This is a genomic window from Pseudomonas sp. LG1D9, from assembly GCF_002949995.1.
GTDB classification, from domain to species: domain Bacteria; phylum Pseudomonadota; class Gammaproteobacteria; order Pseudomonadales; family Pseudomonadaceae; genus Aquipseudomonas; species Aquipseudomonas proteolytica.
Genome location: NZ_CP026881.1, coordinates 2841229 through 2863161, shown reverse-complemented (window position 1 = coordinate 2863161; position 21933 = coordinate 2841229). Strand labels below are relative to the sequence as shown.

Here is a 21933-nt window from a genome sequence, read left to right as displayed (position 1 = left end):
TCTGCAAACCAACCAAATAGGACCATTCCTAAAAAATTAGAGATAACTCCTATAATTAAAGTAATCATTCCTACAGCCCTAGCCTTCCTGCCCCACCACCAGTTTCAACCCTGGCCGCCGTACCTCGCGGGAATGATGCGACGTCACCGCCTGCACCCCACCCTCCTGATCGTTATGAATCACCAACACCCCAGGCCTGCGCAGTTGCTCAAGCTCCCCCGCCGCCAACCGGAAGCTCTCGCTCAGGCCGTGGTCACTCAGCGCCTTGGTTGCCGCACGGCGCTGGGCAAATTGCTTGCCGCGCCGTTGTTGGTAGCGCGCCCAAGTGATCAGCAGCACCGCATTGAACAGGGCGATCCACAGGTAGATCTGCAAGGTGTTCAACGCGGCGAAAATCGGTGCATCGATGCGTGGGCCGCCGTTGCTATCGAGCATCGGCACCAGGCCGCGCACCAGCAGGAGTACCAGGCCAGCCCAGGCCATCAGGGTCAGGAAGATATCGATGGCCTGCATCACAGGCCGCTGCGGGGTGCGGATCAGGTTCATGGGTTCACTTCCTTGGCAGGTGCCTTGATGCCGCGATCCGGGCTGACCCAGCGCGCGCGTTTTTGATGTTGGCGGAACAGGACTTTGGGGAAGCTGACCAGGGTGGTGAACAGGCTCACCAGCCAGAACACCAGCGGGTACCAGACGGTCCAGAACAGGGTTTTCCACAGGCCGCGCTCGTAGCGCCGGTCGATCATGATGCTCACGGCAAACTGCACCAGGCACACCACCGCCAGCAGCAAGCCGGTGAAGGCCGGCGGCATCAGCGAGCCGACGGCAATCGCCTCGGGCAACGGCACGACTTTGCCCACGCCCCAGAAGATCACCGACAGCAGGAAGGTGAAGGCCCAGCCGGTGGACAGGCAGTATTCGAACAGCAGCGGCCACAGGTAGCGGTGGCGCCATTGCCAGATCCCACGGATGTTCTTGAACAGCACTTCGGCGCCGCCCTGGGCCCAGCGCAGGCGCTGTTTCCATAGGCCACCGAGGGTTTCCGGCATAAGGATCCAGCACAGCGCGCGCGGTTCGTAGAAGATGCTCCAGTGGTCCAGTTGCAGCTTCCAGCTCACGTCGATGTCTTCGGTGATCATGTCGGTGCTCCAGTAGTCGACCCGGTCCAGGGCCGCCCGCCGAAACGCCACCACCACGCCGGATACGGTGAAGATCCGCCCGAACACCCGCTGGGTACGCTTGATCAAGCCGATGATCGAAGAGAACTCGCCCACCTGCACCCGGCCGATCAAGGTCGAGCGCGTGCGGATCCGTGGGTTGCCGGTGACCGCTCCCAGACGCGGGTTGTCGAGCATCGGCGCCACCAGGTAGGCAGCGGCATTGCGGTCGAGCAAGGCGTCGCCATCGATGCACACCAGGTATTCACTGTGGGCCGCCACGGCGCCCATGCGCAGGGCCACGGCCTTGCCCTGGTTTTGCGCCAGATGCAACACGCGCAAGCGCGGCTCATGCAGCGCCAGGGCATCGAGCACCTGGGCGGTGTTGTCGCTGGAGCCGTCGTTGATCGCAATCACTTCCAGGTTGCGATAACGCTGGGCCAACGCCGCGCCAATGGTCTCGGCGGCGTTGTCGCCTTCGTTGTAGCAAGGGATCAGGATCGAGATCAGCGGCTCGCCCTTGAGCACCGGCGCCGGGGTGTCATCGGCCCATGGCCAGTGGCGTTCCCAGTGCAGCCAGAAGTACAGGCCACCGGCGATCCACAGCCCGGACATGAACAACGGGTAGAAAAACACGAACTCCATCAGGAACTGCCCAGTGACCAGGAAGATCAGGCCCAGGGGCACACCCAACACCAATGCCAAAACGAGAAGAGCTAGGATTCTGTCGAACATGAGTCAAGGATTCCATTTGTTGGAAAGGGCCGGACGCACGGTGTTCAGATCCGGCGAATTCTCCAGGAAGTTGTCGGGGTAGTAGCCAAAACTGCTAGCGCCCTGGCGCTTGAGCACGCCCATCCACTCGGCCATTTGCGCACCGGAAAGATCCGGGGCGGCCGGGGTGCGCCAATCCTTGGCCTGCAATTCGAAGACCGTGCGCTGCATCGCCCCAGGCCGGGCCTTGACCGTGGCCACGAGTTTTTCCAGCCACGCATTGGAATTTTTCAACGACTGGCCTTCCATCAATGGCATCGCCATCGGCGCGGTCCAGTCGTAGTGCTGGAGGAAGTCGTCGAGGTTCTGCGCAAACCAGGCTTCGCTGGCCGGGTTGAGCATCGGTTCGGCGAAGATGTTGCGCGCGGTGAGCACTTCCGGGCCGCGCAGGGTGCGGACCTTGGCGGTCAGTTCATGGGTGAAGTCGATCAGGTAGCGGCTCTTGAAACGGGTCCAGCGCTGCATCACCTCCGGGTCGGCGCGCAGTGCCTGGATGCTGCCCGGCAGGCCGTTGGCTGCGTAGGTTTTCAGGGCCTGGGGGCTGGCGTCTTCAAAGTCCGAAAGCACGGCGTCGTCGTGGAACAACACGCCATGGATAGCGCTGGTACGGGCGAGGTCTTCGTAGATCTCACCGATGATTTTGCGCACCTTGGGATCGAACGGCGACAGCCGCTGGTACTGCTTCGGATCGACGTCCACCTTGCCGGTGGCCGGGTCCCAACGGCTGACGCGGGGCAGCTTGGGGTCCAGGGCAAAGCTGAGCACCGGCATCCAGGCGTAGACCTTTACCAGGCCGCCACGGGTGTGCAACTGCCAGCTGACGCGGTTGAACAGGTCGGCGCGCATCGGCAGATGGCGGTTGGGGAAGTACAGCGAACGCGCCAGGCCATCGCCCTTGGGGTCCGCAAACGCCTGCAGGAACACGGTGTCGACGCCCATGTCCAGCACGCGCTGGACCAATGCGTCGAGGTTGCGCACTTCTTGCGCCTTGTCCGGGTCGTAGACCTGGTCCAGGTCCACATGCAGTACGCGCATCGGCGCTTTGACCTGCGCCGAGACCATGCTGTTGGCGAAGTCTTCGCCGTACGGGTCGTTGTCCACCAGAAAGCGCGGGCTGCTCATCAAGTTGCCGAGGTTGTCGAGGCCGTCCTCCAGGGTCAGCGCCATCTGGTAACCCTGCTCGCCCACTACCGCCAGGGAGGTGCCGTCCGCCGCCCCGTATGGCCAGACCCACACACGCGGGGCCTTGCCGGTAACGGCGCGGATTTTATTGGAAATCGCCGCGACGTCGGCGCGCATCCGCGCCTGGAACTGCGCTTCGGGCTCATAACTGCGGGTGACCGGGTCATAGCGCCGGGTAGCCGCAGCCGGCTCCATGTTGCCCTGGGGGTTGGCCAGCACACCTTTGTGAAGGGCGTCGGTATGCGCGGCGATTTCCACCAGGCCCGATTGCGCCACTTCGCGCACTTGTTGCCAGGTCAAAAACTCCCCGCGGTCACGGGGCACGCCGGCAAAATCCACCGGTTGGTTCAACGGCGTGTCGACCCAACTGCCCACCGGCGCCAGCACGGCCGGCCACTGGTAGGCACGCAGGATCGGCATCACGCGGGTGTAGAAGCTCGAATAGCCGTCGTCGAAGCTGAGCATGACGGCTTTGGGCGGCAGCTGTGGCCCACCGGCGCGGGCGGCGAGGACCTGGTCGACGCTGACCGCCTGGTAGCCGTTCTCGCGCAGCCAGGACAACTGTTCGATCAGGCGTTCGGTACGCACCGCCACCACTCTCTGGTCGGGGTCACGGTCGTTGACATCGTGGTAGGCAATGCCCAGGAAATGGTTTTTCGGCCACGGCGCTTCGTTGACCGGTTTGAGTCGTTCGGCAGGTGGCGTAAAAGGCGCGGGGGACTGGGCACAGGCACTGCTCAGCAAAAAACCCAGGGCCAGCAGGCAACGGGAAACAAGGGTCATGATCGGACTCTTCTAGAAACGGTAAGTGAGGTCGACGAGCAGGCGCACATCGCTTTCGCGCTGACCGTCATAAGGTCGGTTGATCCAGCTCAGGTTGGCGCCGGTTTCCAGTACGTCGTTCCAGCGATAACGCTGGCCGTAACTGAGCAAACCAATGGCGCCGGTGGCGTAATCGCGCTGGCTGTAGGTGCCCGCACCGGCCTGGAACTGCTGACTCCACTGGGTTTCGTAGCGGTGATAGAGCACATGGTTGACGCTCACCGTGGGGAGCACGCTGAAGTCTGAACGCGGGTTGAAATACGCGGCTTCTTCCTTGCTGTTGCGGCTGGCGGCGACTTCCAGGCCAAGGTCCACTTGCACGCCCGGCGAGCGGTAGACGCCCTCACGGCCGCTGAGCAGCGCCTCGACACGGTCGTTGCCGTCACTGAAGTGGGACGGGCTCAGCGCCAGTCTCCACTCACGGCTCTCGTTGGCGCGCCAGCGGATAAACCCGCTGCCGCCATTGGCCGTGACGTTGGCATTGAGCGCACGCAACGGTGTGCTGGCGGCCAGGTAGTCAAGACTGCCCCCGTACTGCCAGTGGTCGTTGATGTCTCGCGCAATCGCCAGGCGTGCGCCTTGCTTGGTGCCTTTGCCGTAGGAATGATTGGAGACTTCGGCCTCCAGGGTCATATCGCGGGTGCGCCGTTCCACGCCCAGACGCTGCCAGCGGTGGTGGCCAGTGCCTTCTTCAAAGTCGGCGGTGGCGTAGCCGATACCGCCGAATATCCGCCAGTCTTCATCGATGGGCGGGCTGTAGAGCAGGGTTTCGATGCCCCAGTCGCGGCTACCCGACACCGCCCCGCCGCCATGACTTTTACCGGTCTCGGCTTCGATGCGCAGCTCGGCCATTTCATGCACCTTGCGCAGGCGCTGGAGGCGTTGGACCTGGCGGTTTTCCGGGGCGCGGTCGACCACGTCATCGGCGAGCACATCAAGCTGGCGCCACTCCTGCAGCTCCAGCGCGTTGTAGCCTTGGGAGACTTCCAAGTCGATATGGCGGGGGTTCTGGTTTTCTGCGTCCTTGAGGGCAATCTCGGCACGCCGCGGCCAGGCGCGGGCGCGGAACATGTCCGCCTGGGCCACGCGCATGCCGACATTACCGGGCGAGGTGCGCACCAGGTTCTCCAGGCTTTTTTCACTGGTTGGCAGATCGGCGCCGTAGGTCGCGGCCTGAGCCGCCAGTTGCTGGGCAGCCAGCCACGCGTCGTTGGGGTTGCCGAGGGGCAGCCCCTTGAGTTCGACCCGAGGCTTTTGCGTGCTCGCCAGGTCGTTTGCGACGGCGCGGGCCTCGCCGGTCTGGTCGTTTTCCAGCAGGGAGTAGTACAGCGCGGTGCTGTCTACCACTTGGTTGCTGGGGTCGGCGTCCGGCGCGGCCACCGCTTGGCGAAACAGCGGCGCAGCCTTTTCCGGCAGGCGTTGATCGAGGTAGGCGGCGGCCACCCAGCGCAGGGCGTAGCCGGGCAGTTGCACGCCTTGAGCTTGCAAGGCTTCGTAGTCGTGGATCACCTCGGCGGTACGTGCACGGGCCTTGAGCGCACCCATCCGGTCGATACGCCAGCGCACCACATCGTCATGGGCACTGGCATCCGGGGTCCAGGTGGCGAGCAGTTGGTCGTAATCCTTGAGGGCGCGGTCGGCGATCACAAAACGTTCGCTTTCACTGCGCGTCGGGAATTCAGCCAGGCGCACACGTTCGGCAGCCAAGTCACCTTCCAGGCGGCGCTGGGTCACCGGGTCCAGCAGGCCGGGGTGCAGCGCGCTCAGGCGCAAGGCCGGTTCCGGCATACGTGCACGTTGCAGGGCGATCAGGTATTCGCGCACCACCTCGGGCTGGTTGCCGGCGCGGATAAACGCCTGGTCGAACTCGAACAGTGAATCAAACGGCTGCCCGGCACGGGACAACGCGTAGCCCAGGGCCATGCGCCGCTCGACATCCTCGGGCTTGGCCACCACCAGGGTGCGGGCACGCTGTACGGCTTCGGCGGCTTTGCCGCCATCGGCCAGGGTCAGGGCCAGGCCCAGTTGCAGCTGCGGGTTGTTCGGTTCGCGCAGCAACGCCTGGCGATACACGGCCTCGGCGGGCGCCCAACGCTGTTGATTGCGGTAGGTACGGGCCACGGTGGTCAGTGCTTGAGTGGTCAGTTGGCGCTGGCGCCCCTGGCGCTCATAGACCTTGAGTACTTCATCATCCTGGCGCGCCCAGCTGGCAATCAGCAGGTGGTCGCTGACCTGGCCAGCGGTCTGGCGTTCGGCAGTCAATTGGCGCAACAGGTTGAGCGCCGGCGTGTAGTTGCCGGTGCGGGCCTGGCGAATCAGGGAGTCGTAGGCAGGATCGGCCACGGCCAGGGTTGGCAGCAGCAGGACGGCACCGATCAGTAGACGCAGACGGCCAGGGCCGGTGGGAGAGAAATTACGCAGCATGTCGTCAGCTTCCTTACTCGGGAAAGCTGTAGCGATAGGTTCGCCTGTACAACACGCATCAGGCCGCCGGTGTCTGGGGACCCGGCCAAGCTTTCCTGGGGCGCAATATCCTTGAGAAGGGTATGGAATTGGGCAAATCAGGACAATTGTTCAGAATCGTCCTACAAAACAGTGGAGATCAGATGTGGGAGCGGGCTTGCTCGCGAATGCGGTGGGTCAGTCATGGATATGTTGACTGATACACCGCATTCGCGAGCAAGCCCGCTCCCACATTTTTGCTTCGGTGTTGGCCTACAGGGGCTTATTGCGCGCCGCTGACCGCACCCAGCTTGCCCAGTACGCCGCCGATAAACTGCTCGACGGTCATTTTCTGGCCATTGAAGGTCACTTCATTGTTGGCGTAGTGCAGCTTGGCCAGGATGTCGTTGCCTTCCAGGGTTGCCAGTTGCGTGCCCACGGCCATCCCGCTGACCATCTCGCTGGCCATCTGGGATTGCTGCTCGATGGCTTTGGGGTCGGTCACGCCACCGATCTGCGCTTGCAGTGCAGCAATGTCAGAGATCATCGGCTTGGACAGGGTCAGGTTGGCATCCAGCAGCGTAATCATCTGCTTGGCCAGTTCAACCGGTGGCAGCTCCATGGTGGACGGTTTGGTCAGGTCTACCACCAGGTTGAAGCGGCTTTCGCCATTGGCGGTCTTGAGGGCCAGGTTTTCCAGGGCCACTTGCGGTTTGGCGGCCAGCAGCAGGTCGACATTGGCCTGGGCCAGCACTTGTTCGGCTTCGCTCAGTTGCAGTTCTGGAATCGGTTGGCCGGCAGCTTGGGCAGCCTGCACCGGTTGCATCTTTTCCTGATACAGCTTGGTCAGCACCATGGCCGACGGCACGTCGATGTTCTTCATGCTCACGGCCATGGCCGCCGAACCGACTGGTTTGCCCTGGTAACCGATCTCGGCGACTTTGTAATCAACACGGCCGCTGAGGTTGTTGTCCTTGGTCTCGCTGCTGTCTTTCTGCTCGAAGCCTTTGACGGTCAGCACCGCTTGTTGTGGACCAAAGGTGAACTGGGTGTTGCTCAGCTCGACGGTGTTCTGGCCGACATAAAAGCCGAAACTGCTCTTGGACAGGTTGCTGGCCACGGTCAGGCCGTTGAGTTGCGCCTGGAACGGTGCGCCATCAGGGCCGACCAGGTCCACCTTGAGGGCGTCCATGTAGCCATTGACCTTGATCTCTTCACCCTTGGCGGTGTTGAAGTAGTCCATCTTCAGGCCAGAGAAGTTGACGCTGGTGGTGGCGTCCTTGTACTCCAGGGGCAGCAGTTCCATGTTGCCGTTCACCGAACGGTTGAAGCTGATGTTGGCCACGCCGTTGATTGGCGAAACATCCTTGGTGGCGGCGAACCATTTTTCGGTGGTCGGGTTCTTCTCAAGGGCCAGATGGCTGGTAGCCAGCACCGGCCACCACTTCAGGGTAATCAGGCGCGAGACAGGCAGCGGGCCGTGTTCGATACGGTCGACAAACAGCAGCTCGCTGTCTTTGAACTGTTCACCGAACGCCGCGCCTTCGGCCTTGAGGCGGAAGTGGCCGGTGCTGCTGAACCAGCCGCGATCCAGGGAGACCATCTCCAGGGTCATGCGGCCATCGACACCGGCCAGGGAGCGTTCCATCTCCTTGTTGGCGTCTTCGATCGTGGTTTTCAACACCCCTTCCAGCTGGCTGCCGGTGTACCAGGCACCGCCGGCACTGACCACGCCGACGGCGGCAACAAAACCCAAGAGTACAACGGCTGATTTATTCATGAAGTGTCCTGATCCAATCCTGTGCGAAGTGGGCTGTCTTCCCTGACTCCCGAAGTGGGCGTCGGCTCAAGCCCGCCGAAAACGGGGCAAGGTTAGCACTGGCGGGGGGGCTCGTTGCAATCTCTTGTGGCGAGCGCCGGGGTCCAGGGGGTGGACAGGGAACACTGTGGCGAGGGGGCTTGTCCCCCGCTGGGCTGCGAAGCAGCCCCCCCCTCGGTCTTCCTGATACACCAAGGGGGCAGGTTTTGGGGCTGCTTTGCAGCCCAGCGCGGGGCAAGCCCGCTCGCCACAGCAGGCCCGATTGCCACGGGGACGTGTTGCGCTTAGTCAGGAGTATTCCATCTCGATTTCGTCGAGTTGGTGGTCGAAGCTCTTCAGCCGGGCGGTCCAGGTGTACACCAGCACTTCAAACTCGCGGTGGATCACCGCATTGCCCGGGGTGTCGGCCTTGGGGTCGTAGAAGTCCAACTGGTAACGCTCGCGGGCCATGGCGGTGGCGACGTCGGACAGCTCCCGGGCGTTGTTCAGCCAGTGCCGCCCTTCGGCCACTTGCCGGTCGAGCAGCACGCATTGTTTTTTCAGGGCCTCGAGGCTTTTTTCGAGGGGGGTGCCGGTCAGTTCGCCCATGACTTCCTGGAACGTCCGCCCAGGCTGCCAGTAGCTGCCCCAGAAGTAGCGGTCGAACACGGTTTCGACCCGGCGCAGGGCGACCTTGGTGTCCCAGATCGCGACCCGCGTCTTGCCTTGTTCAAGGATTTTTTTCTGGGTGCGCTGGCCCTGGTAGGACGCCCAGGCCACCACGCCAACGGACAATGCGGCGATCAGCGCGCAGGCGCTGTCGAGGAACACCATGGCCTTATCCAGTTGATGGGCCAGCATGACACCGTAGAAGTAAGTCGCCGATAACAACACCAGTGCGAAGAGCACGCACCAGAAAGCGGGAGCATAAGGGTTTTTCATTATTGGAATCCCCATGAGCAACGCAGGCAGTGATCAGCGGGCCATCACGCAAGCCCGTCTGATCAAAGCATAGCAATCGCCTCAGGGTTTGCCGGGTTCTGCACCGTGCGTTCGTCCGCTTTCCCAGCCGCCGCCCAAGGCCAGGAACAGGTCGATCTGGCTCATTGCCACCTGCGTGTTGGCCTGCGCCAGTTGCGCACGCATGTCGGTGTAGGTGCGGGTGGCTTGCAGGTCGGCGAGGAACGACTCGCGGCCGGCCTGGAAGAAGCGGTGCGTCTGGTCGGCGGCCTGTTGCGCCGACTGCTCGGCCTCGGCCAGCGCATCGCGGCGCTGCAGTTGCGCGGTGTATTGCGCCAGCCCGGTCTGGGTCTCGCGGATGGCATTGAGTACCACCCCGTCGAAGTGCGCCAAAGCGCCCTGGGTCGCGGCTTCGGCTTCATGGATGCGCGCGCGCGAGCCGTTGGACGGCACCGTCCAGCTCAACAGCGGGCCGAAGCCCCAGCGGTTGGTGGCCGGCTTGCCAAGGTTGTCGATAATACCCACGGTGCCGATGGAGGCGCCGATGCTGATATCCGGGTACAACTCGCCGGTGGCCACGCCAATTCCCGCCGTCGCCGCCGCCAGCCGGCGTTCGGCCTGGCGCACGTCGGGGCGACGCTTGAGCAGGGTTGCACCGTCGCCCACCGGCAGCAACTGGGCGATATGCGGCAACTCGGCGCAATCGCGGGTGCCGGCCGGCAGTTGGTCCAGGGGCTTGGCCAGGAGCATCGACAGGCGGAACAAACCGGCCTGGCGCGCCGCCTCAAAGCGCGGCAGTTCGGCACGCAGCGACTTGAATTGGGTTTGCGAACGGGTGACCTGGGTTTCATCACCGCGCCCGGCGTCGCGCAGGCGTTGGGTCAGGCGTGTGCTTTGGGCTTGCAAATCCAGGGACTGGCGGGCGATGTGCAGCTCTTCGTTGGCCGCGCACACCTGGGTGTAGGAGCGCACCACGTCCGCCACCAGGGTGATGCGCGCGGTATCCACGGCGGCCTGGGTCGCGTCGGCGTTGGCCTGGGCGCCTTCGATACCGCGCTGCAGGGTGCCGAACAGGTCGAACTGATAAGAGGTAGTGATGCCGATATCGCCGACATTGGCCACCGGTACCTTGTCCGCCAGCAAAAAGGCTTCGCCGGACTCCTGCAAACGCTGGGCGCCGAGCTTGACCCCGCCGCTCCAACCGCCCGCCGATTGCGCTTCCTGCACCTGGAAACGCGCCCGTTGCAGGTTGGCCGCAGCCACGCGCAAGTCGGTATTGGAGGCCATGGCCTGGCGCACCAGTTCATCCAGGCGCGGGTCCTGGTACAGCTTCCACCAATCGGCGGGTACCGGGGCCGAGACCACATTGTTGCCCTGCCCGGCCAGTTGGCCCTGCAGGTCGCCACGGTTGACGGCGGCGGTGTCCGGCAACTGGTAATCCGGGCCCACTACCTGGCAGGCCGACAGCAGCAGCCCCAGCCCGGCGGTCGCCAGCAGTTGCTTCATGGCTGGTCTCCGGATTTGGGCTGATCATCGATGATCGACACGGTGGCCGTGCGCCCGGCAATCATGCGGAAGTCCGCCGGCACATCGTCAAACGCAATGCGCACCGGGATCCGCTGGGCCAGGCGCACCCAGCTGAAGGCCGGGTTGACGTTGGGCAACAGGTTGGAGCCGCTGGTGCGGTCACGGTCTTCGATCCCGGCGACGATGCTCTGCACATGCCCGCGCAAGCGCGCGCTATCGCCGACCACGCGGATATCCACGCTCTGGCCGACATGAATGCCGTCCAGCTTGGTCTCTTCAAAATAGCCGTCGATGTGGAAGGAATTGCTGTCCACCACCGACAACACCGGGCGCCCGGCGGTCACGAACTCCTGGGCCCGAGGCGCACGGTCGTTGACGTAGCCATCCACCGGGCTGCGGATCACCGAGCGGTCGAGGTTGAGCTGGGCGCTGTCCACCGTCACCTGCGCTTCGGCCAGGGCCGACTGGGCGCGGGCCACGCGGGACTGGCTTTCTTCCAGCTGCTCGCTGGCCACCAGGTTGCCCAGGCCCCGGTTGCGCTTGGCTTCACGCTGGGCCTGGGCCAGGGTTTCCTGGCGGTCGGCCACGGCCGCCTGGGCTTGGCGCAGGGCCAGCTTGAAGCGGTCCTGGTCCACCGAAAACAGCACCTGGCCACGGGTCACCAACTGGTTGTCGCGCACGTCCACTTGCTGGATCAGCCCGGACACGTCCGGGGCGATCTGCACGATGTCGGCACGGATATGCCCGTCGCGGGTCCAGGGGGCGAACATGTAATACATAACCATGCGCCAAACCACGACGCAGGCGAAGGTCACTACGAGCAACGTCAGGACCACACGGCCAATAGTCAAAAAAGGTTTTTTCATGTCATCAGGTATCGACTGAGTGAGTCCACAGCGCCCAGCAACAGCGCGTAGAGAGCCACATTGAATAATGCCCGGTGCCAGACCAGGCGATAGAAGTGGACGCGGTTCAACAGCCCGTGCACCACCAGGTAAAAGCCATACGTAATGCCCATCAGCACCAGCAGCGTGGGCAGGAACACCCCGCTGATATCCAGGTCACCGATCATAGAGGCGCTCCATCGGGCAGCGGCGCTTGCATCTGGGCGCCGCCAATGAATTCAACCCCAGGCAACAGCGCCAGGCGCAGGCCGGCCAGGGCGTGCAACAGGTGCAGGCGGGTGTCGTCCTCGCCTTGCAGGCCCTGGCCGTTGAGCGCGCGGCGCGTGCGATCGAGGGTCATCAACAGGCCGCTGGGCGCGGGCAAGCGCTCACCGGCTTTAAGGCAGGCCTTGAAGTAAGCGCCGACACCTTCGACCACCTGGTTGAGCAACACCCGTGGCACGCCGAGGATGCGCGGCGAGTAGGCCAGCAGGTCGAGCAGGTTCAGTGCCACCCGCAAATCACGCAGGGCAATGCCGGTGTCCTGGCCAGTGAGGGCCAGGCGCGGCAGGTGTTGCATCAGGCGGTCGAGCATTTGCACGGCCATGTGCCGGTGCTCGGCCAGGGTCGCAGGTTCGGTGAGGCCGACAATGTCGCGCCAGCTGAAGCGGGTCAGGCGCTTGGCCGCCAGTTCGGCGCCAAAGGGCCGGGCGATCAGCGTCCACACAAAGGCAAACAGCAGGCCCACGGGACCGGCCAGGTTGACGTTGGCGAAGTTGAGGAAGTCCGCATCATAGGCCCCCTGGATACTGATGAATGACGAAGTGTTCACCAGCGTCAGCAACATGCCCAGGTAAAAGCGCGGCTGCACGGTGAGGGTGCCGATGCAGATAAACGGCACCGCGAACGCCAGCACCAGCATCGGGAAATCGTGCAGGTTGGGCAGCACCAGAAACAGGTAGAGGCTGGCGAACAGCACCGACATTGCCGTCCAGAAAAAGAACCGATAAATCTGTGGCGCCGGGTCGTCCATCGAGGCGAAGAAGCTGCACGCCACCGCCGCCAGAATCACCGCACTGCCGCCGTCGGTCCAGCCCAGCAGAATCCATAGCACCGAGGCGACGATGATCGCGGTGACGGTGGAGAACGCCGAGTAAAACATCAGGCCACGGTCAAGAAATGGCGTGAGCCGGCCCAGCCGCCAGTGACGGTAGACGGCGCGCCAGGTGTCCTGGCTTTCGCACTCAATGGCGGCTTGCAGGCTGCGGCAGTCTTGCCACAAATCGATCCACTCACCAAGGCGGTAGAGCGCGTTGGAAAACAGCAGGGTGTGGCGATCGTCCAGCGCTTCGCCTTGGGGTTGCAGGGCGTCTAGCTGGTCACGCAAGGCGCGCCAGCTTTCCAGCGGTGCGCCTTGTTGGGTGTCTTGCAGCCATTGCTGGGTGGCTTGGAGTATCGGCGTGAGGCGATCGAGAAACTCCGGAGCGCGGTGTTCGATGGCGTACAGCGCATCATCCAGGGCATCCACCACCGGCAGCAGGTGGATCATGCGCCCACGCAGTTCCTTGGTGTTACGCACGGTCTGCGGCCGTGCGCCTTCGTGGGGCAACTGGCCGATCATCAATTCGAGAGTGTTGAAGGTGGCGACCATACCGCCGCGCAGGTTGCTGACTTCTTCAGGCTGCACATTGCGCGTCAGAAAGCGCTGGCTGTAGACCTGGGCATCGGCAAACCACTTGGCCACCGAGCCATCGAACACCGGCATCAGGCGGCGCGGCCAGAACATCGCGCCCACCACGGCGGCCACTGCGATGCCGAGGAAGATTTCTTCGGTCCGCGCCTCGGCCACATCCCACACCGCCAGGGGGTTATCCACCACCGGCAGGGCGATCAGCGGCAGGGTGTAGCCGGCCAGCATCAAGGCGTAGTTGTTGGCTGTGCGCAGGTGCATGGAGAGGAACAGCAAAGTGCCCGTCCACAACGCAATCACCACCACCAGAATGTAGGGCGACTGTACAAACATCGGCACAAAAAACACCGCCGCCGCCGCGCCCATCAAGGTGCCGATGGCGCGGTACAACGCCTTGGAACTGGTGGGGCCGACAAACGGGCTGGAGACGATATACACCGTGGCCATCGCCCAATACGGACGCGGCATTTGCATGAGCATGGCGATGTACAACGCGATCATCGAGGCGGCGAAGGTACGCACGCCGTAGAACCAGTCGCGAGCGGGCGGAAAGCCGCTGAAAAATCCGTTCAAAGCGTCGCCGCCTCAAAGGCGCGCAACACACGCAGCGCGGCCTGCATATCGGTGGGCGCAATGTCGGCCAGCACTTCACGACGCAGGCGCACCAGTTGCGCCTCCACGGCTTGCACCAGCTCCCGACCGCGCTCGGTGAGGCTCAAGGCCTTGGCGCGGCGGTCGTGGATATCTTCGGTGCGGCACACATAACCGCTGCTGCACAGTTGGTCGAGCAGGCGCACCAGGGACGGGCTTTCCATCCCCGAGGCCTGGGCCACCTTGACTTGATGCACGCCGTCGCCGAGACGGCCGATCATCAGTAAAGGCACTGCGCAGGCTTCGGAAATACCGTAGCTCACCAGGGTGCTCTGGCAGATTTTGCGCCAGTGACGGGCGCCAGCCACCATGCTGCTGCTGAGGCTCATGTGAAGGTGTTCGAGGGAGTGGGACACGGGATAATTCGCATACAGTTAGTTTGCTAACTATCAATATGATCGAGGAATGGAATCTCGTCAACTTTTGATACAAATTCCCTGATAGGCGGCGGGCGTGGCCTGTAGGAGCGAGCTTGCTCGCGAAAAACGCCAATACACCGCGTTGATCCAAGCTACCCACGCCATCGTTACCGACCTTCGCGAGTAAGCTCGCTCCTACAGGCGACTGCGGCGCAACCGCACATTCAGTTCATCCACCACGTGCGCCCAATCCGCATCCTCGAGGATTTCCTCGCGCAAAAAAGCCTTCTGGCTATCCGTCCAGAAAAACGCATCTTCCAATTTCAACTCCGCCTTGAGCGGCGAATGCACGGCAACAAAACGCTCAATGCTGAGGGCGTCATCGGGCAACCCAAGCTGTTTGAACAATGACGGCAGACTGTGAACAGGCGATTCCATGACAACTCCAAAACCAGGTAATTGCCCACAGTCTAGACCGATAAAACTCAGCGAATGGCTGCCACCGGTGCAACATCTTGCAATGTTCACGCTATCATCTTCACCTTTGCCCAGCGGCATTCGCGGACACTCGGAATAAGGACAATTCATGCGCATCGGTCTTCTGTCATCCCTGGCCCTGGCACTGTGTGCCGGCGTTTCCCTGCAGGCCCAGGCCAGTGGCGACGACTCCTGCTACCCCGACTGGCGCGTCTCCCAGGATTCGCTGACCGCCTGTAGCAACATGCCTTTTCTGAGCCCCGGCAATGACAGCCGGACCAACCTGCGCCTATTGCTCGCGGCGAAAAAGAATGCGCCCCTGACCCCCAACGCACTGGGCGAAGATGACCTGGCCCAGGGCTTTGGCCCGGTCCCGTTCCCGGTGTATCGCCTGGTGCCCCGCCCTCCCGAGGTGCAGGCGCCTGAGGAACAAGGCGCGGAGCTTGCGCAACTGCTGGCCTCGCTGGGCATCCAGCGCGAGGCCACGGCAGCGGCAGGCGATCAGTTTTTGTGGGGCGAAGGCAGCCGCTGTCGCAGCAACAATGTGCAGAGCGCCACCGAATTTGTACGCCAAGTGATCAAGGCCGATGTGCCGGCGAATGAGCGGGTGCTGCTGGCCAATGCACGCTTGAAATTACTTGGCACCTGCGACTGGCAGGGCGAAGTGCTGCTCGAACCCCAGTTGATTGCATCCACCCAGGGCCGTGAACTGACCACCTACCTGCTCGCCGCTGCCGACTTTTACAGCGGGCGCTTTGTGTATGCCGAGCGTGGGTTTGCCGCCGTCACCGTGACCACGTTGCCGTGGCTGAAGGAAACGGCGGTGTACATGATCGCCCGCGCGTCGCTCAACCATGCCCAGGAAAACGCCTTCGATGAATACGGCCTGCCCCAGCGCCAGGCTGTGGATAAGTCGGCCCTGGATGAAGCCGAGCACAGTTTTCTCAGCTACCTGAAGACTTATCCACAGGGCGACTACGCGGCCTCCGCTCGCGGCCTGCTGCGTAGGGTCCATTGGCTGGCCGGCGATGCGGCCAAGCTGGCCGACGACTACGCCTGGCAACTGACCGAGGCCAGCGATGCCGAGCGCAATGGGTCTATCGATGAACTGGTGGAAGAAACCGACAACAAGCTGCTGACCAGCTACGCCGAGACCATCCGCAACCCGCTGTTGCTGGCGATCAACGATCTGATGTGGATGCGCGCCAACAACCCGCCCAAGCTGACCCGCGCCACCCTCGACGCCCAGAAGGCTGCATTTGCCAACGAGCCGGCGCTGTACGACTACCTGCAGGCGGCGTTTGCCCTGTATGTCGAGCACCAGCCGGACACGGCGCTGAAACATCTGCCGCCAGCGCTGCCAGCGAGCCTGGATTACTTGGCATTCAGCCAGCAAACCCTGCGCGGCCTGGCCCTGGAAGCCAAGAACGACTGGAAAGGCGCAGAAACGCTGTGGCTGCAACTGCTGCCACTGGCCAAGCAACCGTTGCAGCGCGAGCAACTGGAATTGGCCCTGGCGATGAACTACGAACGCAGCGGCCAATTGGCCAAGGTGTTCGCCGCCGACTCGCCGATCCAGACTGCGCAAGTGCGCTATATCCTGCTACGCAGCGTCGCCGGCCCCGAGTTGCTGCGCCAGCAGATCAGCCAGGCCAGCGACCCGCTGGAGCGCCGTACCGCGCAATTTGTATTGCTTTACAAAGACCTGTTGCGCGGCCAGTTCGCGACTTTTGCCGAGGATTTGCAGCAACTGCCGGCCTCGCCCGCCGCAGATAAAATCGGCACTAGCCTGGGCTATGTGTACGACGGTGGCCAGGCGCTGACCTTGTTCCGCTGGAGCGGCGACAAGGCGCCGTCCGGCTACACCTGCCCGACCATCGCGCAAACCGCCAGCACCTTGCAAAACGACGCGAAAAACCCACACGCCCTCAACTGCCTGGGTGAGTTCATCCTGCGCAACGGCCTGGACGGCATGCCCCTGGAAGAGGCGCGCTCGGCCGGCAGCCTGGGCAGTACCGCATCGGGTTTCAGCGGTGAAACCTTCTCGCGGCTCGATGGCTATAAGCAGGTGATCGCCAACCCCAAGGCGCCTCGGGACGACAAGGCTTATGCGCTGTTCCGGGCGATCAACTGCTATGCACCTTCGGGCTATAACAGCTGCGGTGGCGAAGACGTCGACAAGGCGGTGCGCAAAGGCTGGTTCCGCCAGTTGAAAACCGGGTTTGCCGACACGCAGTGGGGCAAGTCGCTGCAGTACTACTGGTGAAACACCTGTGGCTAGGCTTGCTGCTGTTGGCGAGCCCGGCCTTCGCCACCGTCGACGCCCACGACTATGACGCTTTCTGGTTGTGGAGCGGCGTCGCCCCACAGCCGGTGCTCAAGCAAGCCAAGACCCTGTACATCCTCCAAGGGCAGATCAACTCGACCCGCCGCCAACCCAGCCTTGGCGTGCAGTTCATCGCCCAGGGCATAAGCGTGCCGCGCATCCGCCAGGGTGAGGTGTGGGTGGTCTACCGCGCCCACACCCTGCGTTGGCCAGAGCCGGTCTACACGAAATTGCTCGGGCAGGTGCAACGTTGGCGTGCAGCGGGTAACCCGGTGGTGGGCATCCAGATCGACTTCGATGCCCGCACCCAATACCTGCACGAATACGCCGACTTCCTCAAGGACCTGCGCCAGCGCCTGCCAAAGGATTTGCGCCTGAGCATCACCGGCCTGATGGACTGGAGCAGCAACGCCGACTCGGCCGCCATCGCCCAGCTCAACGGCGTAGTGGATGAAGTGGTGGTGCAGACCTACCAGGGGCGCCACAGCATCCCGGACTACGCGGCGTACCTGCCACGGATGAACCGGCTGGGGCTACCGTTCAAGATCGGCTTGATCCAGGGCGGGGATTGGCAGGAGCCGGAGTATTTGCAGGAGAGTGAGTGGTTTCGCGGGTATGTGGTGTTTTTGCAGAATCCCCACTGATCAACCTGTAGGAGCCGGCTTGCCGGCTCCTACAGGGTTGTGCCTTACCAGTCGTAGGTCAGGCTCGACACCACCGTGCGCCCTTCGCCGTAGTAGCAGTCCAGGTCGCTGGTGCACTGCGACACATAGGTTTTATTGGCAAGGTTCTGCACATTCATCGCCAGCTTCACGCCTTTGAGCTTGAGGGGCGAGGCGCCCAGGTCGTAGCTCAGGCTGGCATCGTAGACGGTGTAGGACGGCACCGTGAAGGCGCCGGCAAAATAGTCACCCATGCTGCTGCGCGAGTAGCGGGCACCCAGGCCTGCGCCGAGGCCGGCCAGGGGGCTGTCGCCGATCACCGTGTAGTTGACCCACAACGCCGCCGTCAGGGGTGAGATGCCCGCCGGGTGGCGGCCTTCGCGACCTTCGTCGTCCTTGGTGTACTTGATGTCGTTGCGCGCGGCCGAAGCGACCACATCCCAAGCGTCGCTCAGCACCGCCTTGGCTTCGAACTCGACGCCGCGCGAACGCATGGCCCCGCTCTGGCTGCTGACGTAGCTGAGCGGATTGGCCGTCAGGATATTTTCCTGGTCCAGTTGGTAGACCGAGACCTGCACAAAACTTTCCTGGCCCGGCGGCTGGTACTTCACGCCGACCTCATACTGGTTGCCGGTGGACGGGTCGAAGGGCTTCCGGTTGGCATCGAGGCCGGACAGCGGCAGGAAGGATTCCGAGTAGCTGATAAACGGCGCCAGGCCGTTATCGAACAGGTATACCAGGCCCGCGCGCCCCGTGAATGCCTGGTCCTTGCTGCTGGTGCGGTCGCCGCTCAGCGGCACCTTGTTGACCACGTTGGCCCAGTCATAACGCCCGCCCAGCACCAGCGCCCACTTGTCCCACTTGATCTGGTCCTGCACATACAGGCCGGTCTGGGTGATGGTGTTGTCCCAGCGGTACGGCTGGCCAAAATTCAGCGGCTGGCCGTAGACCGGCGTGAACAGGTCGATGATCGGCGGATTGCGGTCGTAGAGGCCGAGGAACTTGGAATTGAAATGGTAGTAGTCCAGGCCCACGATCAGGGTGTGGGAAAACTCGCCAGTGTTGAACTCGGCCTGGGCGATGTTATCCACGCCGATGACTTTGTTGTTCTGCCGCCAATCCACACCGAAGCGCTGCAGGTAGCGTTGATCCATGGCGCCGGTGGCCGGGTTGGCGACAAATCGATAGCCGTGCAACGGCGCCACGTAGCGGTCGTCCACTTCGGCATAGCGCGCGTTTTGCTTGAGGGTCCAGGTGTCGTTCAAACGATGGGACAACTCGTAGCCGAAGGCGACCTGTTCGCGGTTGTATTTGTTGACGCCTGGCTCACCGATAAACAGATCACGGTCGATCTTGCCGTTCGGGTTTTTCCAGATCGTCCCGGAGGCCGGCAGCCCCTGGGCTTCGGGCACGCCCTTGTCTTTCTGATATTGGGCGAAGAGGGTCAGGCTGGTGTCGTCATTGGGTCGCCAGGTCAGGCTGGGCGCGATGAATTGGCGCTTGTTTTCGAAGTAGTCGATCTCGCCCTGTTCGTCCTTGAGTCGTCCAGTAAGGCGATAGAAGAATTGGCCTTGGTCATCCAACGGGCCACTGAGGTCGAGGGCCGCGCTCTTGTGCTCGTAGGTGCCGGCTTCGAGCACCACCTGGCGCACCGGCGTCTCGCTGGGGCGCTTGCTGACCATATTGACGATGCCGCCCGGCTGGTTGTGCCCGTACAGCACCGATGCCGGGCCCTTGAGCACTTCGATGCGCTCCAGGGAATAGGGCTCGATCTGCAACGCACCGCCGGTACTGCCACCGCCGTACGGCAAGTGCAGGCCGTCGAGGTACAGGGGCGTTGGCGAGAAACCACGGGAGGTCGGCTCATCGAACAGCTTCACCCGGTCGGAAAAACCACCGGCGCTCATGCCTGGGGTGTAGAGCAACGCCTGGGTCACGCTTTGCGCACCGCGCGCCTTGATTTCGGCGGCGGTGATGACGTTGATGGTCTGGGGGATTTCCACCAGTGCCGCATCGGTCTTGCTGCCCGTGGCGCTACGCGTGGCGACGATGCCGTCGACCGGGCCCCAGGCGTTCTCCTGGGCCTGCTGGGCGCTGATCCGCGTCGCGCCCAATTGCACCGAGCCGTCCCCCGAAATCGCCTGCACCGACCAGCCACCCGCGGATTGCATCGCCACCAGGCCGCTGCCCGCCAACAACTGCTCCAATCCAGGCCCGGTGGCATAGCGACCTTGCAAGCCAGGGCTGCGTTTGCCAGAAGTCAGTGCCGCGTCCACCGAGAGCAAAATCCCCGAGGCGCTGGCGAAACGGTTCAACGCCTGGTCGAGGCTACCGGCGGGGATGTTGTATTGGCGCAAGGCTTCGCCGGCGCTCTCCTGGGCCTGAACCATGGTCGGGACGACCGGTACAGTCGCCAGCACACTGATAAACAGGCCACGGCGCAGGGCGCGGGCCAGAGGTTGGATTGGGTGGTGCGGCATTGCAGGACTCCCCCGTGAGAACGCTTCTTGATTGGCTTTCAAGAGGTATCCCGCACGGGATTGGAAAACCGACAAAAGAAAATCAGATTTTTTTCAAAGACCCTGTAGGAGCCGGCTTGCCGGCGATGGCGGTGTGTCAGGCCCTGGGTTTGATGGTGACCCAGTAACGGGTCACCGCCTGTGCCTGCACCGGTAGCGAGCGCTCCAGCGCTGCGAGGATCGCGTCGGTGTCATTCAGGGGAAATACGCCCGTCAGCAACAGGCCCGACACCGATTCATCGCAACGCAAAACCCCTGGCCGATAGCGGCTCAGTTCAGCGACAAAGCGCCCTAGCGGCTGGCGCTCGGCGATCAGGCGATTCTGGGTCCAACTGCTGGCGTTGGCATCCAGCGCGGTCACCGCCGAGGTCTGGGTTGCGCTGAACCACAGGCTGTCCCCCGCGTTCATCAGCACTGGCACCCCCTGCACCGGGCGCACCTGCACGCGCCCTTCATACAGATCAACGCGGCTACCGTCGTCCAGTTCGCGCACGGCAAACCGGGTGCCCAGGGCCTGGATATCGCCGGCGGCGGTCTCGACGATCAACGGGCGGGATGGGTCGTGGCCGCTGGTCAAAAGGATCTCGCCACGAATCAGGCGGATGCGCCGCTCAGTGGCACTGAAGCGCAGGTCGATGGCGCTGTCGCTGTTAAGGTCCAGGTGGGTGCCGTCGCTCAAGGTCAGGTGACGAATCTCGCCGGTAGCGGTGCGATGCTCGGCAAAGGCCGCCTGCCAGGGCTGGCTGCCCTGGACCCAATAACCGCTGCCACCGGCCACCAGCAGCAACCCGAGCAGTTTCAACGCGGCCCGACGCTGGGGGTCTGGCGCGTCGCGCAACACCGCACGGGCGCTGTCGACGGGCACGCCGCCCAAGGTCTGCTGTAACTGCTGCAAACGCTGCCAGGCGCGGCGATGCTCCGGGTCGGCAGCCTGCCAATGGGCAAAGGCCTGGCGCTGGGCCCCGTCGAATTCGCCGCCCCATTGCAGCATTAACCACTCGCTGGCCTGCTCGACCACAGCCGGGGCAATCGGCGCGTCATGGCGGGCTCTCATTCTTCGTAGGCCACCTGGTAGCAGGCGATGATCGCGCGGGTCATGTACTTCTGCACCGAGCTGATCGTCACCCCCAGGCGTTCGGCGATCTGCCCGTAGGTCAGGCCTTCGAACTGCGACAAGAGGAACGCGCGGCGCACGTTCTCGGGCATGCGGTCGAGCATGGCGTCGATCTGCATCAGGGTTTCGAGGATCAGGGCGCGGGTCTCCAGTGACGGCGACTGCGGCTCGGGCAAGTGCGCGATGCTTTCCAGATAGGCGCGCTCGATGCGCAGGCGCCGCCATTGGTCGATCACCAGGTTGCGCGCGATCTGCGTCAGGTAGCTGCGGCTTTCCTTGGCCCCGGGAAAACGCCCGGACACCAACAGGCGCAGGAACGTGTCCTGGGCCACATCGGCGGCGTGCTCACGGTCGCCCAGGCGCTTGCGCAGCCAGCCTTGCAGCCAGCCATGATGGTCGCGGTACAGGAGATGAAGCTGTTGCTGGCCGTCAGTCGCGGTGTCCATGAATCGCTCGGATACATTATTGAGAGCAATTATCATTACAGCTTGTGTCGCGACTGGCAAAATCTTTGTTTTCAGAGCCCCCAGATTGTGCCCCGCAGGCTTATTGTGGTGAGCCGGTTTGGTGTGGCGAGCGGGCTTGCCCCGCG

At 63.2% G+C, this 21933-nt stretch carries 17 protein-coding genes; 2 read left to right on the top strand and 15 right to left on the bottom strand.

What is annotated here, in order from left to right; genetic code table 11:
- Positions 1-78: 78 nt before the first annotated feature.
- From pgaD to C5F71_RS13650, 12 genes are all read right to left on the bottom strand, one after another.
- Positions 79-546: a poly-beta-1,6-N-acetyl-D-glucosamine biosynthesis protein PgaD gene (gene pgaD / locus C5F71_RS13705; RefSeq protein ID WP_104911313.1), complete on the bottom strand. Its 468-nt coding sequence runs from the start codon at positions 544-546 to the stop codon at positions 79-81.
- Positions 543-1889 (bottom strand): poly-beta-1,6-N-acetyl-D-glucosamine synthase, encoded by a 1347-nt coding sequence (pgaC, locus tag C5F71_RS13700; protein WP_029298825.1) that lies wholly within the window; start codon positions 1887-1889, stop codon positions 543-545. The genes pgaD and pgaC overlap by 4 nt, the downstream gene beginning before the upstream one ends.
- Before the next feature lie 3 nt (positions 1890-1892).
- A complete protein-coding gene (gene pgaB, locus C5F71_RS13695) occupies positions 1893-3893 on the bottom strand; it encodes a poly-beta-1,6-N-acetyl-D-glucosamine N-deacetylase PgaB (protein ID WP_029298824.1) in 2001 nt (666 codons plus the stop codon).
- A gap of 12 nt (positions 3894-3905) precedes the next feature.
- Positions 3906-6356: a poly-beta-1,6 N-acetyl-D-glucosamine export porin PgaA gene (gene pgaA / locus C5F71_RS13690; protein ID WP_104911312.1), complete on the bottom strand. Its 2451-nt coding sequence runs from the start codon at positions 6354-6356 to the stop codon at positions 3906-3908.
- Positions 6357-6657: 301 nt separating this feature from the next.
- Entirely contained in the window at positions 6658-8154 is a 1497-nt protein-coding gene (locus C5F71_RS13685; protein WP_104911311.1) for a YdgA family protein, read from the bottom strand.
- 327 nt (positions 8155-8481) lie between these two features.
- A complete protein-coding gene (locus C5F71_RS13680; RefSeq protein WP_029298821.1) occupies positions 8482-9114 on the bottom strand; it encodes a hypothetical protein in 633 nt (210 codons plus the stop codon).
- An 81-nt stretch (positions 9115-9195) separates the two neighbouring features.
- Positions 9196-10638 (bottom strand): efflux transporter outer membrane subunit, encoded by a 1443-nt coding sequence (locus C5F71_RS13675; protein ID WP_104911310.1) that lies wholly within the window; start codon positions 10636-10638, stop codon positions 9196-9198.
- Positions 10635-11525 (bottom strand): efflux RND transporter periplasmic adaptor subunit, encoded by an 891-nt coding sequence (locus tag C5F71_RS13670; protein ID WP_104911309.1) that lies wholly within the window; start codon positions 11523-11525, stop codon positions 10635-10637. The genes C5F71_RS13675 and C5F71_RS13670 overlap by 4 nt, the downstream gene beginning before the upstream one ends.
- Positions 11522-11731, bottom strand: a complete 210-nt coding sequence (locus tag C5F71_RS13665) for a DUF1656 domain-containing protein (RefSeq protein WP_029298814.1) — start codon at positions 11729-11731, stop codon at positions 11522-11524. The genes C5F71_RS13670 and C5F71_RS13665 overlap by 4 nt, the downstream gene beginning before the upstream one ends.
- Positions 11728-13806 (bottom strand): FUSC family protein, encoded by a 2079-nt coding sequence (locus tag C5F71_RS13660; protein WP_104911308.1) that lies wholly within the window; start codon positions 13804-13806, stop codon positions 11728-11730. The genes C5F71_RS13665 and C5F71_RS13660 overlap by 4 nt, the downstream gene beginning before the upstream one ends.
- Positions 13803-14213: a MarR family winged helix-turn-helix transcriptional regulator gene (locus C5F71_RS13655; protein WP_029298811.1), complete on the bottom strand. Its 411-nt coding sequence runs from the start codon at positions 14211-14213 to the stop codon at positions 13803-13805. Before C5F71_RS13655 ends, C5F71_RS13660 begins: the two co-directional genes overlap by 4 nt.
- Positions 14214-14438: 225 nt before the next feature.
- Entirely contained in the window at positions 14439-14681 is a 243-nt protein-coding gene (locus C5F71_RS13650) for a DUF2789 domain-containing protein (protein ID WP_029298808.1), read from the bottom strand.
- A 148-nt stretch (positions 14682-14829) separates the two neighbouring features.
- Between C5F71_RS13650 and C5F71_RS13645 the strand changes: the two genes are divergently transcribed.
- Together C5F71_RS13645 and C5F71_RS13640 are read left to right on the top strand one after the other, a co-directional pair.
- Complete coding sequence (locus tag C5F71_RS13645) at positions 14830-16986, top strand: outer membrane assembly lipoprotein YfiO (RefSeq protein ID WP_104911307.1); 2157 nt, start codon at positions 14830-14832, stop codon at positions 16984-16986.
- Entirely contained in the window at positions 16983-17690 is a 708-nt protein-coding gene (locus C5F71_RS13640) for a DUF3142 domain-containing protein (RefSeq protein WP_104911306.1), read from the top strand. The genes C5F71_RS13645 and C5F71_RS13640 overlap by 4 nt, the downstream gene beginning before the upstream one ends.
- 44 nt (positions 17691-17734) lie before the next feature.
- Here the strand turns inward: C5F71_RS13640 and C5F71_RS13635 are convergent, their stop codons facing one another.
- From C5F71_RS13635 to C5F71_RS13625, 3 genes are all read right to left on the bottom strand, one after another.
- On the bottom strand, positions 17735-20188 hold the full coding sequence (locus tag C5F71_RS13635) for a TonB-dependent siderophore receptor (RefSeq protein ID WP_104911305.1): 2454 nt from the start codon (positions 20186-20188) through the stop codon (positions 17735-17737).
- Positions 20189-20324: 136 nt separating this feature from the next.
- Positions 20325-21281: a FecR domain-containing protein gene (locus C5F71_RS13630; protein ID WP_104911304.1), complete on the bottom strand. Its 957-nt coding sequence runs from the start codon at positions 21279-21281 to the stop codon at positions 20325-20327.
- The gene (locus tag C5F71_RS13625; protein ID WP_104911303.1) at positions 21278-21787 is read right to left on the bottom strand and encodes a sigma-70 family RNA polymerase sigma factor; all 510 of its coding nucleotides are present in this window, start codon (positions 21785-21787) and stop codon (positions 21278-21280) included. Before C5F71_RS13625 ends, C5F71_RS13630 begins: the two co-directional genes overlap by 4 nt.
- Between the last annotated feature and the right edge of the window lie 146 nt (positions 21788-21933).